This is a genomic window from Lacrimispora amygdalina, assembly GCF_003432035.1.
GTDB lineage: Bacteria > Bacillota > Clostridia > Lachnospirales > Lachnospiraceae > Lacrimispora > Lacrimispora amygdalina.
On the sequence record NZ_QOHO01000013.1, the window covers coordinates 51,107 to 65,782 of the forward strand.

The window sequence follows — 14,676 nt, forward strand, 5'->3', positions numbered from 1 at the left end:
ATGCACCCCCTCTTATCTACACAATGATACAGTATCCATAACGATAATAAATTATCATCAATGATATTTTTAACTTACATATATCATTGACATTTTTACCAATTGAATGTAAAATAATACTAAATGTTTTGTTGAAATGAGGGGGATTTTAATATGGAAACTAAAATTAAGTGGTACAAGAAAGGATGGGTACTCTGGGCATTGCTAATTTTTGTGCCCTATATTGGTGTTCCTTTTATGTGGATAACCAAGAAGGACTTTACTGTCAAGAAAAAAGCCATCCTGTCAATAGTGTTTGCTCTTTGGTTTATTATGGTTATTGGTATGGGTAGTTCAAATTCAGATACACCGAATGCGAATGAGTCCACCCCATCATCTTCTGTATCTGAGAGCAATAAAGATAATTCAGAGAACGAGAAAGATGCAAGCGATACATCAAGCACTCCTGAAAAAGAAGACTTGCCAGATATTCCGCTTGCAGATGATTTTGAGAAAGCTATTTGGAAAGTTGTAGATTCAAACGATGCAAAGCTTGTGTCTATTGAAACAATAGATGTTGAAGGTTCTGAAGAAACATCCATTATTGCTTCAGTGTCATGCAAAAATGATGAGGTTGTTGTAGATGCAATCCTTGACGCTGTCAAATCAATAGTCGTTGAAAGCGATAGAAATGATGGTGTAATTTTTACTTTTGGGGATATTGATGATGGTGATAATGCGTCTCTTCTTTTAATGGCTGGTGTCTATAACGATGGAACTATTGAAAAATCTATGGTAAGTATTGATTTTAATAGCACAAGAAACAAATGGATTAGAGATCAATTTAGTGCTTGGGATGGCTCTCATAGAAAGCTAAAAGATTTAATTGTTAAAAATCTTAATGACGAAAAATCCTATGACCATATTGAAACGACTTATATTGATGTGAACAGTGAAGAACGAATGAATAGTGTAAATAAAATACTTTCCGATGCTGGATATTCACAGCGAGTAGAAATGGATGACTTATTTATCTCTACTCAGTTCTCTGCCAAAAATGCTTTTGGTGGCACAGTTAAAAATACTGCATATGGTATTGCAAGCTATTCCAATCAGACTGTCACTCTAATTGGAATTGAATAACTTCTAATTTCAAGGGGCAACCTCGCCATTATCGGCTTGGTTGCCCTTTTTCTATTCTCACCATCCTTATGCGAGTATCTGCCAGATATAGGTCGGCGCCGTTAGAGTGAACACCAAGCAGGCGAACAGAATTGCGGGCGCCGCCCACTCAAACTGTCCGTGTTTCCTATAGTCGAAGTAAGCCATCCCCAATTTTGCGAAGAAAAACACCGCCAGAATCAGGTCGATTGCCGGAAACACCACCTTGTTGACCACGGTTTTAATCTGTCCGGAGGCGTCGTTCCACGTTTCCTCGATTGCTCCTGCCACATCGCCGTTTGCCGCAAAAGCGGTTGTGCAAAACAGCAGGCTTACCATGAGAACAAGCGAGAGCGCCAGTGTGATTTTTTTGTATTTTTTCATAAAGACCACCTTTCCGCATTGAGAAACAAGGCCGCAGGATTGCTCCCGCCGCCTTATTCTTTTTCTGTGTTATTGCTAAGGCCTTTTAGGGCCAACATGCCAATCCTGCCACAAATTGCCCTTTATGGTCAGGCTGTCGGTCAGATTCGCGGACAGCATCCCATCCGGCGTCCACGCATCTATGAGCCATGTATTGACGGTATAGGCACCGTCCGGCATCCAGATCGGGCTGAAATGAGTGCGGTTTTTGTAGGTGGAATACGGATTTTTCTGAAACTCGAACCGCCCCGTACCCATTCGCTCCAACAGCCGCCAATAGGTTTCGTAGCCAAATTCGGGGAAATAGCTGACCGCATTCTGCGGCTGGGTAACCGCCGAGCTTTGGTTGGAACTGACACTCCCGGTGACGGTCTGGTTGATGCCGTACCCGGATTTCATTACCGTTCCGCTGGCGGTGGGGTTTTTGCTGTCGCACTGGATGCTCATGTCAGCAGTCAGGCTGGCGCTGTAGCGATCCAGATCAAATTCCCACCATCCATGGTCACACCAGTATCCGTCCTCATCATCCCCATGCCATACCCAATATTCCTGCCACCACGGGCGCCAGACACTCCAGCTTGCCGTGCTTTTCACCGCCCTACTTGGGACAGAAGCACGGGAGAAGCTGTCGTTGCGGTCATCCGCTACAGGATTAGGCGGCGGGTTCTTATTAAGGTCAACGATTTTCACGTTGAGGGTCGTTTTCGCTGTGCTGCCGGGGCCGGACACTGTAACCTGAACAGTCATATTCTGCTCGGTATCGGGAGTTCTCCATTTCACCCACGCAAGCTGGCTGTCGCCGTCGGGGTAGTAAACATTGCCCACGCTGTAGGTCTGGCTTCCGATATTGAAGCTGACGCGGGTGGGGTTGTCCGGGTCGGACTGTCCGCCGCTGATTCGCACCGCCGTGATGACGTCGGTGTTGACCCGGTACTCGTAATCGTAAGCTTCAATCTGCGGCGTCTCCGGCTTTTCTTCAAAACGGACGATGCCAAGCCCAAGGCTGGACTTGATATCCGCGTTGGTCGCGGCGCTGGTCTTGCTGCCTCCCCACGCGGGATAGCCGAGATCACTTACCTCCAAAAACATGGCGAGGGGCAGATTCTTGTGGGTGAGAGATACCATACGCCGTCTTAACAGACCGCTGGTCTGCTCATCATAGAGTGCTGCTTCGGTGGCGGTGGTAGCAAACATATTGCCCTCAAATTTATAAAAGGCAAAGGGTTCAAGGAGCAACTTATACTCACCGCCAATCAGAACATCGTAATCCATGCCTGTATGATTTGCGATGAGCTGCACCAAAAACTCAGAGCAAAAGTATTTTTTGAGCGCATCAATGTTATTGCTCCCATTGGTACTAATGACTTTCGGAATGGCTTGAGGTGGTTTTATGGTGGTATAGCCACCTTGGACAGCTTGCAAATTTCTGCCGTTGTTGTACTGTATTTTGCTGACCTTACCGAAATGATAAATTGAAGATGACGGAGATTTATTGCTCAAATCAATAGGTGTAGTAACAACCGCATGGTCGCTCGCACGCACCACCGTTACACGCACACCTTCGTTGCCGCCGCTCCACGAATTGGCGCTGGTTCCGCTTCCCATTCCGCCGCCTCCGCCGTCAATGTTTCCGCTGCCACCGGTGTCGGCAAGCGCAGTCATCGGGCAGAGCAAGCAAAAAATAAGGAACAGCGGCAGGGCTCTCAAAAGTAGTTTATTCATTTTGCCCTCCTGTTTTTTGCAAAATAAAAGCACGGTATCTTTCAACCGTGCTTAAAGTCCTATTCATTGAGGAGGTCAGTCCATAGTCCCGACCTGCTTGTTAATGTCACCATCGCTTTTTCCCTCAATCACTTGATTCTCGCCCAAGTTAGGCACATTATCAAAGCCGGGAATGCTGTTTCCGCCACTGCTGGATTTAGAGGAGGATTCCTGCTTCGGTGTTTCCTTGGGTTGTTCCACCTTGTCATGGTCGACAGCCATTGGAGGCTCGGTGACCTTTTCGCCGTTGGGCTTCTGCGTAGAGTCTTGGAGCTGTTCCTCGGTATATTCGGGCTTGCTCACATCGCCCTGAATGGTCTGCTCGGTACCGCTGGAAACCGCACCGTTGTCGGTGCTCACCGGCTGCGTGGTATCGGGCGGGGTGACCACTACATCTTTTTCTTTCTCTGTGCTGTCCGGCTCGGACGGGTCTACCGTCACATCGCTTACCTCAGAGCTTTGGGACGGTAGGGGCGCATCCACCGGCTTGGGTGTCTGGAACCGCTGTCCGATCAGCACCACCAGCACAGCGCAGAGGGCGAGTCCACCGGCGACGGCCAGCCACTTTTTCATTTTGGGGTTCATATTTTTCATAAGAGCATCCTCCTATTTACCATATTTTGATAAGTCTCTTGTTATTTCACACCCTACCACGAAGTTTTCAAAAAGTCTATCTATATTATAGAAAACTTTTTTATAACAGTCAAAACCTTGGTGTGTATCCAGCGCTGGTCTTGACCTTGATGGTCATGGGCGGCAGCAGCTGTCCGCCAAAGGATACGGGAACCTCCAGCAGGATGGTGCTGTCCGCCTCAAAGCGGGCGGAGGCTTGTTCACCCGATGCAAATGGCGCGTTTCGGATGTCCACATCCAGATTCCAGACTTTAAACTCCAGCTTGCCGTTCGGGGTGCGCTTTTCATGATAGCCGCTGCTATAGGAAAGTCCAAGGATGTCGTCCAGCCGGTCATAAATATCGCCGTAATCGAGGCTTTCCTCGAAATCTCCGGCATAGGGCTGATACGCGCCCGAATAGCCCTCCCGCACACCGTGGTACACGTCATCGTAATTCTCCACCACCATGGAAATGACAGCTGCCTGCACTGCATCCCGAACACCCTGCGCTATGATCATCAGCCGGAAATATTCAGAAATGCCGGTGAAGATGATGACCAGCGACAGGGTGATTGCGATGATCAACGGAAAGCCCGCGCCGCCTTTTCCCCGTAGGATTTGCTTGATTTTATCCGTCATTTCCAGTAGACCTCGCTCTTTCCCGACGCGTCCGCCCGCAGCGTAATGGGGAACGAGCCGAAGCCGCCAAACAGTCCGATGTTGGTCTGGTAGGTGACCGTTACCGTGACTTCCTCGTTCAGCTGGATTCTGCCGGTTTCAGACCACTCTACGCTGGGAGAAAGCCCGGTCTTTTCCCGTAGAAGCTGCTCACGGCGGCTGGTTTCGCCGCCCACCTGTCCGGCAATTTCCGCCTCCCGGATGAGCTCTGTGGCAAAGGTGTCCAGCTGCTGCTTTTGGATATAGACGGGGAAGACCTTCACGGCAAGGGCAATGACCAGCATGGCGCACAGTACCAGCACCGCCACATCAAGATAGCCCTCGCCGCGCTTGTTTCTCAGAAGTTTTCTCAGCACATGGTCACCCCCTGCTCAAAGGGTCCCTGCTCCAGCCTTGGTTCCGGGTTGTGGTCACTTAAGATACGCCACGCACCCTTGCTGAAATCGGCGGTGCAGATTTCCTGCTCCAGCAGTTCCTCCGCCGGAATATCTCTGGCAAATTCAGAGCTGCCGGGATTTCCTTTCACGCTGTGGCCTGTCAGCAGAAGCTGTGCGGTTTCCGGCGTCAGGTACACATACCCGCCGGGCGTCATCATGTCAAACGATGCGTTCGGGTGCGCTACAATAAATTTCCGCAGGGTGATTCTCACTTCCTCCGCGGAAACGGGCGCATATTCCGGGTCAAGGGTATATTCTGATTCCGATTCGCCCTTGTCCCACAGCGTCCAGAGCGCATGGGTGAGCTCCTCGCTGAAATCAACGTTCTGTTCGGATATCCACTGATCCGTTACTACCTCCAGCGGGTTTTCGAAGCGGAGCAGATACTCCATATATTCGGCGGAATAGCTGCCTTCGGCCAGCTCTTTATACACAAACTGCGCAGCGGCAATTTCACTTGCCAGCTCCACCAGCTCGGAGGCCGGTTTTTGCCGCCACTCCTTTTGATACCGCGCCATTCCGTTGTCCAGCTTTTTGCGCAGAAGCGTCATCATTTCCTGTTCCGTCATTTAGTTCGCACCTCCCTTAGAACATCCCGGAAAGGGATGTGATGATTTCATAGACAATAACCGCCATATAGGTCATGAGAAAGCACATGAGCATGGCAAAGGAAAACACCCGGATTTTCGGCGGGATCTTCATGGCCTGCGCTTTCAGCCGCTGAAGCTCCAGCTGCTTCATGTCGTGGGCCAGCATCTGAAAATACATCCCGCCGTCGTCCCCGCGCAGTACGCCGATCAGCCCTCTGGTAATATCCGAGAGCATGGGCGAATTGAACCTCGCCTCAAAGCGGGTCAACGCCGCCTCGTAGCTGGAGGAGCGCATATCCGCCGTGAGGATGTCAAGCTCCGCGGCGAAGTCCTCGCCTGCGTTTTTCTTGAAATTCTCCAGCATGGACAGCACGTCACGGCTGGCCTTCAGCTCCTGGGTGATGGTAGCCACAAAGCGCGGCAGCTCCTGTTCGATTTTCCCCCGCTTGGCGGAAAGCGCCTCATCCGCCTTACGGATTTCCTTGAAATAGACCAGTATGGCAGTAAACAGTACAATGGGTGCCAGCAGCGGCAGAACAATCAGGCAGGGAATGATACACAGCCCGATAGCCGCCGCCTTGACAATAGCCGTTGCCGTGAACAGCTCCGGCGAGTCGGAAAGCCCTGCCGCCGACAGCACATTTGCCATCCGGGTTTTCTTGTATGCATCCATGCGGAGATACCGGGAGAGCCCGACGGCGGCGTTTCGCAGCAGGGCATCGGTGGTTTTGGGCTTTGACTTGGCCTGCTTTCCTGCCGACAGCATCGCCTTTTGGGTGGCGAGAGTGGGCAGATGCAGCAGATCGGCGGCAAGGAAAAAGAGTCCTGTCGATAGGAGGACTCCGAATAAAAACAGATAGATTGTCATGGGCTCCTCCTTATCTTCGATATTCAATGGGCTGGGTGAGCTTGATCACAAACGCCGTGGAAATGAAAATCACGGCGGCGCAGATGGTCAGCACCACCTGTCCCAGCGGGGTGTGCATCAGGGTGTGATACCAGTCCTGATTCAAGAAATACAGAAGAGGGATATTTCCGATGACGAGGATCACCATAACGATGAATTCCTTTCTCGGCTCAAACACCATGTTTTCCAGCTCACCGTTGACCACCCGCATATCACTGAGCTTACTGACGATGGGCGTCAAAGTGGTTTTCAGGCTGCGGTCATGCTGGCAGGCAATGAGAGCATCGCACCACTCATGGAACACTGCGTTGTCAATTCTCGTTTTCACATCATGGAGTGCCGCCGTCACATCGGGGTCCACCAGCCGGACGCGGGACACAAAGCTCTGAAATACCGACAGCACCGGCGGGTTCAGGTACGGGAGGTTTTCCTCCACCGCCGTCAGAATATCCTCGTTTCGAAGATAGGCCGTGGTGATAATGGAAAGCGCCGTTTCCAGCTCCGCCGCAATGTCCTTTTTGAAGTGGCTGGCCGTGAGCTTCACCCACCAGAACGGCAGGAGCATACAGCCTGCCGCCATGACAGGAACCAAAAAAAAGTTTGAGAGCATGACAGCTACCGACGCACCCACGGCAAAGAACAGCAGGGACAATGCGCAGAGCATGGGAAAGCGCGCCGACCGGCCGGTGACCTTGAGGATAGACTGCACATCGGCAATTTCCCGGCGCAGATAGGACTTCTTTTTCCTGTGGGTGGTTTCATTGATTTCATCCCGGAGGGCTTTGGGCTGATCGGTCAGCCTGCCGAAAATGGCGGTTGTAAATGCCATAGGGGTCAGCCCAAGCAAAATGAAAGAGCCTGCGATCATGCCGATGCAGGCGATTAAAAGTATTGTTGTCATGCGGTTTGCGCCTCCTTTCTCCGCAAACTCTCAATGACCGCCTGCGGCATGCCGTTTTCCAGCAACCGCTTGGCAAGGCTGTCCGAGATGGTGTTGACCTGCGCATGGTGTCCCTCAATAATGAATTTTCCGTCCTCCATGCGGTTTTCGGTAATGACATACTGAAACAGCGGACGGAAACGCCTTGTGCCGTCGGGCAGGATTTCGCACTCCTGAATCTCCATCATGCGGCGCTGCTTGTTTTCCAGCTGCTTGCAGAACACCACAATGGGATAGGCTTCGGTGACATAGTCCATGAGGGTCGCATCGGACATATCCACGGCGCGCTTACACAGAGACACCATGCGGCGATAGGTGGCCTCGCAGGAATTGGAGTGGATGGTGGTCAGCACCGCCACGCCGGTTCGGGCGGCCTCCTGCGCGGCATTTGCTTCTGCACCGCGCATCTCGCCCACCACAATGATGTCCGGGTTAAAACGGAGGGCATAATCTAAAAGGTTGGTCTGGTCGATGCGCTGGCGGTCGTTATCGCTGTCACGGGTCAAGGTGTGGATGACCGAATTGACCACTTTCCCATCCTTTTCCCGCACCAGAGCCAATTCACGGGAGCCGTTCTCGATGGTATAGATGCGCTTGTTATCCGGTACGGTGGTCAGTACCCAGCCTGCCACGGTGGTTTTGCCGGAGCTGGTGGCTCCCGCTACGCAGACCGAAATCCCGTAGCGGATGCAAAGGGATAAAAAGTCCAGCATTGGGTCTGTCGCCGTACCGCTTCGGACAAAATCCTCTTTTTTCATACTCTGAGGGTTGACGATACGAATGGAAGCCGCCACGCCCACATCCTCGTCCACAATGGGGCTTTTGAGGACGGCAATTCGGATGTTTTTGCTGAGATGCCCCAGCACGATGGGACTGGCGTTATCCAGCACCATGCCGCTGATGTGCAGCATCCTGCGGATGACATTCACGGCGTGCTGGGGACTTTCAAAGCGTTCCTCCAGCTTAACCGTGCGGCCGTCGGAATACTGCACCTCAATGTCCCGCCACGAATTGATGTCGATTTCCTCAATGCCGGTTCCGAAGATGTATTTGGTCAGAAAGCCAAACTCCGCCATTTCGGTGTAGAGGGCGTCCGCCAGCCTGCCGCCGCTCATGCCATTAACAGAAATGCGGTTGTCCTGCAGGAATTTCTGGATATACCGCTTCATCTGCGCCTTGGCGTCCTCGCCGCCTGCGGTGAGGAGGGTGCTGTAATGCTCGGAGATGTACGCCTGTACCTCGGCAAGCACGGATGAGAAGTCTTTTCCCTCCGTTTCCGGGGTAAAGAACAGGCCATGCGCACGCAGCGCGCGGTTGTCACGCAACGGTGCGGCTTCCTGCGCATCCGGCGGATTCAAAACATCTACATCAGGACCGAACTGCAAGTTTGCAAATCTCTCCGTCGTGGGTTCGGAGGTATTTACAGCTTTGGTGATCAGCTCCGGTTCTGTGGATAGCGGCTGACTGCCGTTTTTTTCTATGCGTGCTGCCTTATTCTGAAATGCCGATGCGCTTCGCTTTTTGCCTAAGCTCATATTCCAAACACCTCCCTTGTAATTTTTTCGATTTCCTTGCGGAAGGGGCGGCTGTCCTTCAGGGACAAATCCGCCAGCAGATTTCCCACCAGATACTGTTCCTCCAGCTCCGGAGAATGGGTCAGGGTAAAGGCCACCGAGCCCAGCGCCTGCCCAATCTGCTCCCCGGCCTGCCGGGGCTTTACATTGCAGGCAACCTTGTACTGCTTCTCTGCGTCCCACTTGGAATCCCGGAGCAGCGGGAGCTGGCTGGAGAGATAGCTCACGGATTTCAGATCGGCATTTGCAAGGCGCAGAACACTGTCGGCCTCCATAAGCACCACGGCGGAGAGAATATCGTTGGCGATATAGCTGCCGCAGTCCGCCACCACAAAGGGAGCTATTTTCCGCAGATTGTCCAGAAGCTCCTGCGCCTGGGTCTGCTCATAGGGCGGGTAGGTGTACTCGTTCTCTCCCTTTTTCATGCCGAGGATGGTGAGATATTTGTGCTTTTTCAGCGTCACCAGATTGTGCTTGATGAGCGGCTCCGTCACATGAGCCGCCGCAAGAATACTGCCCAGCGAATGCTCACCCTCCAGTTCGGAGGGCGGGCAGATGCAAGGCAGCATGGGTGCGGTCATATCGCAGAGCAGCAGCACCACGTTTTTCTTCCGGTCGGCAAGGTACTTTGCAATTTTTACCGCTACAGTGGTTTTTCCGCTGCCGGGGGAGCCCCAAACCGCAAGGATGCCATCCTGCGGCTCCTGCTGCGGCAAGGCATCCTCCTTTGGGGCTTGGCGGGTGAAGATGCCCTTTTTCTTAAAATTCAGCATCACTGCACCCCGCTTTCCGCAGGAGCTTCGGATGCAGTGCTTTCCTCCGGTTCCTGAGACTTAGAAGCGCTGTCCGGCTCCGCGGGATACAGCGCCGCGATGACCTTGTCCTGTGCTTCGATAAACTTGGCGCTGTTGGCAGGCGTACCGCGGTAAACGAGGGACAGATGGAGCTTGCCGTCTGCTTCCAGTTCTGCCAGCGTCTTGCTCTGCTCCGGGGACACCAGCAGGGTCACGGTTGCAGGAAGTTCTCGTTCATCAGACGCCGAAGGCGAATTGGGTCCGGCGTCACGCTGGTTGGCGTCGTAGCCGCTGCCCGCGGTGACGGCGATAACCTCCACATATTTCAGCTCGGCGGGAATCACGGTGGAGCCCTGCTTTTTGTAGTCCGGTGCAATCACCGACACGATATCGCCGCTCTGGAGCTTGCCGGACAGTCCGTTCGCAAAGCTCTTGATAGTGACCGATATGGCCTGCTTGGTGCCGTCCAGATTGTAAAGGTAGGTATTTTCCGCAGCCGGGGTATCGGACAGCTTGGTGTTTAGGATATAGTCCCCGACGGAAAGGTCGGCTGTGGCATATTTGCCCACGACGGATTCGCTCTGGCGCAGGACATTGTCGGGCAGACCAAAGCCGCCCACCTCCACGGTCTGCACCATCTCTCTGGTGACTTCCTCGCCTGCCTTGATTTCCTTTACGACACGGACAATTTCGGTTTTCTGACTAACGGACTGGTTAAACAGCGGCGTCACACCGAAGCAGATCAGCAGGGACAAAAGGATGCAGATCACGCCGACAACCGTGCGGTTTTTGAAAAGGCTCATAGATTTTCCTCCTTGATCTCTTTATGATTTAGATGCTGGCGGAGCTGTATTTACGGGATTTCACCGCTTTCACAGCCTTGGGAATGAGCGCAGCTGCCAGCGAAACAGCAGCAATACCGGCAATGATGATGGTCTTTTTTTTGGTGATATGGATTCTTTTCATAGGATGTTTCCTCCAATTTTTAAAATGGTTACGGCAAGAAAGCCGAGGGACAAAAACGGCGCCATAGGCAGAGATGCCTGCGACGCCTTCTGCGGCTCCAGCTTGCGGAGCCGTCTAACCAGTTGGTTGATGAGATAAAAAAAGAGGGATGCCGTCAGTCCGAGCAGCAGCCCGGACGTGCATCCTCCAAAGCCCAGCACCATGCCTGCGGCGGCGGTGAGCTTGATGTCCCCGCCGCCAATACCCTCCGGCTTGCACAGGGCGGCAATCAGCAGGGGCAGTGCGGCAAGAACGCCCCAAAGCCTGACGGGGCTGAAATCCATCAGCCCCGTCAGTGCAATGAAAAGACAAATGCTGTCCGGGATGATCCGTTTGCGGAGATCCCACACAGAAGCCGCCAGCAGCAGACATAAAAAAAGCACCGCCTGTGCGATGCTATCAGCCTGCATAATTGAACATTTCCTTAATGCGCTGCACAAGAGTGGGCAGTACCGTTTCTCCGAACAGAGCATACAGCCCCGCAAGGAGCAGAGCGCCCAAGACCACGGCAATCAGGATTTTGATGGCGGTGTCAATGTAGCCGTCCCCGCGGCTCCCGGAAAGGATGCGGCAGGTTCTGGCGGCGGTCATGACCGCCTTGCTTTTCAGCTTGCAAATGAGATGCTTCATGGATGTTCCCCCTTATTCAAAGTGGTGAAACTAAAATTTAATCTACAAAATGTTCCTTACCTGAAAGTGTTGGATTTACAGGGTGAAATGGTTTTGTAGGCGAGATATTGAGAATCTACAAAACCCATCTAATCTACAAATGAAAGTGAGCCACCACCATAGGGTATGGCAGCAGCTCATAGAGGATAGTTTTGTAGATTTTAACTCCCTATTCTCCATAAAGATGGTCAGGGGGAATCCCTGTAGGGTAACGCCATTTATTCATTTCAATTTGTCTCCTTTCGTCGGTTTGAATAGACCGGCCCGTAAACCAGTGGCTAAAATCATCTGACACACTTGGGCTTGTACTGGACCTTCCCAACACAGTATGGACAGCCTCGTCCGCCCACTCGTCCTGCTACATCCGAACGCCACGAATGACCGGCAGAGCATTTCCACCAGACTCTTTTGTTTGAGCCGGGAGTTACAGTCGTTGGTGGAATCCTGTTTTTTTCACAGTCCCATTCATTGGCAATTTCGGGGTACAGTGTTTCCAGATCGTTAAAACCTACCAAGACTTTTTGACCGGAGCAGTAGGGACAGCCTCTGCCGGCAGTCCTGTTAAAAATAATCGCTCTCCATGAATGCCCCAGCGAACATCTCCACCATGCCTTCTTGTTGGATTTAATGCCCATTTGGGATGGGAGGCAGGAATTTTTATCATAATCCCATTCTCTTGCGAGTTGGGGACTCAGCGTTTCGAGATCATTTACCCCCGTAATTATCTTTTGCCCCGAGCAATAGGGGCAAGAAAATCCTTCATTCCTGCTGAAAATTCTCGCTTCCCAAGAATGCCCGGCAGAGCATTTCCACCATGCTTTTTTGTTTGACTTCGAAGCTACCTGCGATGGAGGCAGTGTATTTTTTTCAAAATCCCATTCACTGGCTAACGCAGGATTCAGAGTTTGCAGATCATTTGTACCGGTCAGAACCTTTTTTCCAACACAATACGGACAGCAATCTCCGTAGGTTCTGTTGAAAATCATAGCTTCCCAAGAATGGCCTTGAATACATTTCCACCATACTTTCACATGAGAGTATTCTGTAAAACATTCAGGACCCCGCACATTTTTCTCAAAATCCCATTGCTGCATCAAAGCGGCGTTCTCAGACAGCTTTTTTCTTTTACTCATCACACAGCTCCCACATTTTTGAGAGCAGTCGTTCTTCCTCAGACTGCATGGATATATCCTTAGAAACGGCTTCGTGCAGAGATTGGGGAGCACCCAACTCGGTCATATCCCTCAAAGCGGCATCTGTAACCTTCGTTTCTCCGCTGCCTTTCAAAGACTTTTCCTGCACCAGAATCTCGTTCGCAACGTCCGGATAGAGATAGGTGCGAAGCATTTTACGAAGATATCGGTTTTCAACAATCAGCCTGTTGTTCCGCTGAGAAAGCTCCATATTTTCGGCTGTCAGTTTTTCCTGCGAAAGAACAGATTTGATGTAGTCCGCAAACAGATTTCCTGTTTTGGGGACCAAAGAGTGGAGCCGATCCGTCAGTAAAATAAGTTTTTCATCGTTTCCTGCGCCATACGAGCGAATCCACAGGGCAAGGCCGGGTTCAAGCTTTTGTAGATCGGTTCTGGAAACGGATAAAGTCTCATCAAGCTTTGCATGCTCTAAAGTGGACACTCCAAAGAATGCGTTTTCCTTCAAAAACATGAAAAGTTCCTTTTTGCATTTTCCTTTCTGCAATGAAAAGTGTTTGTTTCCTGCGGATATCTCTTGAATCCAATCAAAGAAATCAACAGTCTCAGTCGTTTTTGCCATAGCGCAAACCTCCCTCGCTCATCAGAAAGTTTGCAAACAATTCGTTCGCAGCCGAGAGTTCTTTTACAAGATCCCCCTTGTTTTGCAGATAAACCAATGCGCTGTCAGGAGAGGAGTCACCGCGCCAGTATTGCAACCCGGCAATATCCTCGCCCATTAGGACTAACTGCACTGAGAACCAATGCCTTAAAGCGTGAGGGCCAAGGGGGTTTTCGTATAGCAGCTGCCCGTATAGACGGCACTCCGGGTCGCTATGGTTGAGCAGGGCTGTCCTGACGTGCTCCGCAATCAAGCAGCGGAACCTATTCTGATAGCTGGAGTAGGTCATGGCCATACCATTGCGGTCAATAAACATCGGGCAATATTCGGTTTCATGCCCGTTCCAAGAGCGCCTTTTATGGAATTCATATACCTGGCAGAAGGCTGTCAGGAACGCCGGATACACGCGCTGGCGCCGTTTTTTCTTAATTCCTCCGCATCGGATACCGTCGCTCCTTAGCATGTATTCTGTGCTTAGATCGATCTCAACCTTTTTCACAACACCGCTGACGATTGTAATGGAAAGGCCGCTTCCCAAGGGACTGCATTCCTGACGTACATTGCACACTTCCCCTGGGCGTAAACCCGCAAAGGCTTGCAGGCAAATCGCGAATGCAATTTCGGGCGTATATCGAAAGGCACTGCTTATGATGACCTGAAGCACCTTCGTCGGTATGTCTCGGAAGATAACCTTCTCTGAGAAGGCTCCCCTGACTTGAAAGTTCGGAATATACTTTCTTTGAATTCTTCCGCGCTTTGATAATGAGGTTTTTTCAGAGTAAAGATCGCTTGCCGAAAGCTCCATATATCCACCGTATTTCAGGCTTAGTTTTCTGAAAAAGCCTGTCACGACGGCTACGCACCGGTTAACGGTTTGCTTATCTCGATAGGTCCCATTTGCCTGTTTTCCTAATGCGTAGTCTTGAAAAAATGCTTCCAGCATCTCCTTTTTTATGCCGAATATATGCTCTACCCCAAAAGTTTCGTACTGCTCGATCAGGATGTAGTTCAACACGGAACAGATATGATGCAGCTTCTTTCTGCCGTCACTGGTTATGGGGATACACACACCTTGCGTATAGGCGTCGATATAATTGTGCAGCGAAGTAAAATGGACGATCACATCATACTGGTTTTTGATTACAACAAAGCATCTGGAATACGCCTTGCCATCCTCCAGCGGCAGTCGGTGTTCATAGATAGCATAGTGATAAGAGTCCCTCCATTCGCGCGTTCTGCGGCTGCTCGCAGCTTCAAATTTGTAAATTGACATAACGATTTCCTCCATATTTTGTATTTGAAAAGATAACTTTCCAAACCAAATTATACAGGT

At 51.2% G+C, this 14,676-nt stretch carries 18 protein-coding genes; 1 reads left to right on the forward strand and 17 read right to left on the reverse strand.

Annotated elements, in window-relative coordinates; all coding sequences use genetic code 11:
- Positions 1-153: 153 nt before the first annotated feature.
- Positions 154-1,122 (forward strand): hypothetical protein, encoded by a 969-nt coding sequence (locus DS742_RS04165; protein WP_117415765.1) that lies wholly within the window; start codon positions 154-156, stop codon positions 1,120-1,122.
- 66 nt (positions 1,123-1,188) lie between these two features.
- On the opposite strand, the gene DS742_RS04170 is transcribed toward DS742_RS04165, so the two are convergent.
- The 17 genes from DS742_RS04170 to DS742_RS04245 form a co-directional block, all read right to left on the reverse strand.
- Positions 1,189-1,524, reverse strand: coding sequence for a DUF3852 domain-containing protein (locus DS742_RS04170; RefSeq protein ID WP_117415766.1), 336 nt, complete (start codon positions 1,522-1,524; stop codon positions 1,189-1,191).
- Positions 1,525-1,599: 75 nt separating this feature from the next.
- Positions 1,600-3,285, reverse strand: a complete 1,686-nt coding sequence (locus tag DS742_RS04175) for a DUF8193 domain-containing protein (RefSeq protein WP_117415767.1) — start codon at positions 3,283-3,285, stop codon at positions 1,600-1,602.
- Positions 3,286-3,360: 75 nt separating this feature from the next.
- Entirely contained in the window at positions 3,361-3,918 is a 558-nt protein-coding gene (locus DS742_RS04180) for a DUF6550 family protein (protein WP_117415768.1), read from the reverse strand.
- Between the two features lie 109 nt (positions 3,919-4,027).
- Positions 4,028-4,576 (reverse strand): hypothetical protein, encoded by a 549-nt coding sequence (locus DS742_RS04185; RefSeq protein WP_089608659.1) that lies wholly within the window; start codon positions 4,574-4,576, stop codon positions 4,028-4,030.
- A complete protein-coding gene (locus tag DS742_RS04190) occupies positions 4,573-4,971 on the reverse strand; it encodes a DUF4320 family protein (protein ID WP_367575494.1) in 399 nt (132 codons plus the stop codon). Before DS742_RS04190 ends, DS742_RS04185 begins: the two co-directional genes overlap by 4 nt.
- Positions 4,965-5,621 carry a DUF3848 domain-containing protein gene (locus DS742_RS04195; protein ID WP_117415769.1) on the reverse strand — a complete coding sequence of 219 codons (657 nt, stop codon included), beginning with the start codon at positions 5,619-5,621 and terminating at the stop codon, positions 4,965-4,967. Before DS742_RS04195 ends, DS742_RS04190 begins: the two co-directional genes overlap by 7 nt.
- Before the next feature lie 16 nt (positions 5,622-5,637).
- Positions 5,638-6,510 carry a type II secretion system F family protein gene (locus tag DS742_RS04200; protein ID WP_089608661.1) on the reverse strand — a complete coding sequence of 291 codons (873 nt, stop codon included), beginning with the start codon at positions 6,508-6,510 and terminating at the stop codon, positions 5,638-5,640.
- Between the two features lie 10 nt (positions 6,511-6,520).
- Positions 6,521-7,450, reverse strand: a complete 930-nt coding sequence (locus DS742_RS04205; protein ID WP_117415770.1) for a type II secretion system F family protein — start codon at positions 7,448-7,450, stop codon at positions 6,521-6,523.
- Positions 7,447-9,024: a type II/IV secretion system ATPase subunit gene (locus tag DS742_RS04210; protein WP_117415771.1), complete on the reverse strand. Its 1,578-nt coding sequence runs from the start codon at positions 9,022-9,024 to the stop codon at positions 7,447-7,449. Before DS742_RS04210 ends, DS742_RS04205 begins: the two co-directional genes overlap by 4 nt.
- Positions 9,021-9,836, reverse strand: a complete 816-nt coding sequence (locus DS742_RS04215) for a CpaE/TadZ family protein (protein ID WP_117415772.1) — start codon at positions 9,834-9,836, stop codon at positions 9,021-9,023. Before DS742_RS04215 ends, DS742_RS04210 begins: the two co-directional genes overlap by 4 nt.
- The gene (gene cpaB, locus DS742_RS04220) at positions 9,836-10,660 is read right to left on the reverse strand and encodes a Flp pilus assembly protein CpaB (protein WP_117415773.1); all 825 of its coding nucleotides are present in this window, start codon (positions 10,658-10,660) and stop codon (positions 9,836-9,838) included. Before cpaB ends, DS742_RS04215 begins: the two co-directional genes overlap by 1 nt.
- A gap of 28 nt (positions 10,661-10,688) precedes the next feature.
- A complete protein-coding gene (locus DS742_RS29735) occupies positions 10,689-10,823 on the reverse strand; it encodes a hypothetical protein (protein ID WP_278335922.1) in 135 nt (44 codons plus the stop codon).
- The gene (locus DS742_RS04225; RefSeq protein WP_117415774.1) at positions 10,820-11,272 is read right to left on the reverse strand and encodes a prepilin peptidase; all 453 of its coding nucleotides are present in this window, start codon (positions 11,270-11,272) and stop codon (positions 10,820-10,822) included. The genes DS742_RS29735 and DS742_RS04225 overlap by 4 nt, the downstream gene beginning before the upstream one ends.
- Complete coding sequence (locus DS742_RS04230; protein WP_437126106.1) at positions 11,262-11,453, reverse strand: DUF6133 family protein; 192 nt, start codon at positions 11,451-11,453, stop codon at positions 11,262-11,264. The genes DS742_RS04225 and DS742_RS04230 overlap by 11 nt, the downstream gene beginning before the upstream one ends.
- 362 nt (positions 11,454-11,815) lie before the next feature.
- Entirely contained in the window at positions 11,816-12,664 is an 849-nt protein-coding gene (locus DS742_RS04235) for a zinc-ribbon domain-containing protein (RefSeq protein ID WP_050753489.1), read from the reverse strand.
- Positions 12,657-13,304: a hypothetical protein gene (locus tag DS742_RS04240; RefSeq protein WP_117415776.1), complete on the reverse strand. Its 648-nt coding sequence runs from the start codon at positions 13,302-13,304 to the stop codon at positions 12,657-12,659. The genes DS742_RS04235 and DS742_RS04240 overlap by 8 nt, the downstream gene beginning before the upstream one ends.
- A complete protein-coding gene (locus DS742_RS04245) occupies positions 13,288-14,616 on the reverse strand; it encodes a site-specific integrase (protein WP_036945716.1) in 1,329 nt (442 codons plus the stop codon). The genes DS742_RS04240 and DS742_RS04245 overlap by 17 nt, the downstream gene beginning before the upstream one ends.
- Positions 14,617-14,676 lie beyond the last annotated feature (60 nt).